This is a genomic window from Sphingosinicella sp. CPCC 101087, assembly GCF_004151485.1.
Classification (GTDB): domain Bacteria; phylum Pseudomonadota; class Alphaproteobacteria; order Sphingomonadales; family Sphingomonadaceae; genus Allosphingosinicella.
On sequence record NZ_SBFF01000039.1, the window covers coordinates 1 to 641 of the forward strand.

The 641-nt window shown below is 67.6% G+C and carries 1 protein-coding gene; it reads left to right on the top strand.

Features of this window, described 5'->3' with window-relative positions; all coding sequences use genetic code 11:
• On the top strand, nucleotides 1-641 hold a 641-nt coding region (locus tag EKM57_RS21670; RefSeq protein ID WP_129794619.1), incomplete at its 5' end, for an autotransporter outer membrane beta-barrel domain-containing protein.

Sequence of the window (641 nt, forward strand, 5' to 3'; positions counted from 1 at the left end):
CGCGCTTCGGCAGCGGCAGCATCGACACCCAGGGCTACGGATTGGGGGCGACGCTGACCTGGTACGGGGCCGGCGGCTTCTATGCCGACGTCCAGGTCCAGCATCGCTGGTATTATAGCGACCTGGAGTCGAACCTGCTCGACACCCTGGTCGACGACAATGACGGGACGGGCGAGGCGTTCAGCCTGGAGCTTGGCCAGCGCGTCGCCCTCGGCGGCGGGCTCAGCCTCACGCCGCAGGGCCAGATCGTCTATTCGAACGTCCGCTTCGACCGGTTCGCCGATGCGGCCGACGCCGACGTGTCGATCGATGACGGCGACAGCCTGCGCGGCCGGCTCGGCCTGTCGCTCGACCATCAGAAGAGCTGGGCGCAGCGCAGCGGCGGAACCGCCCGCAGCCACCTCTACGGCTTCGTCAATGTCGACTACGAGCTGCTGGACGCCTCGTCGGTCGACGTGTCGGGCACGGCGCTGGTCCGCCGGGACGACCGGCTGTGGGGCGAGCTCGGCATCGGCGGAAGCTACAGCTGGAACGACGGACGGTTCACGATCTTCTCGGAACTGTCGGCCGACACCGCTCTGTCCAATTTCGGCGACAGCAACGTCCTTCGCGCCAATGCCGGCTTCCGGATGAGGTTCTGA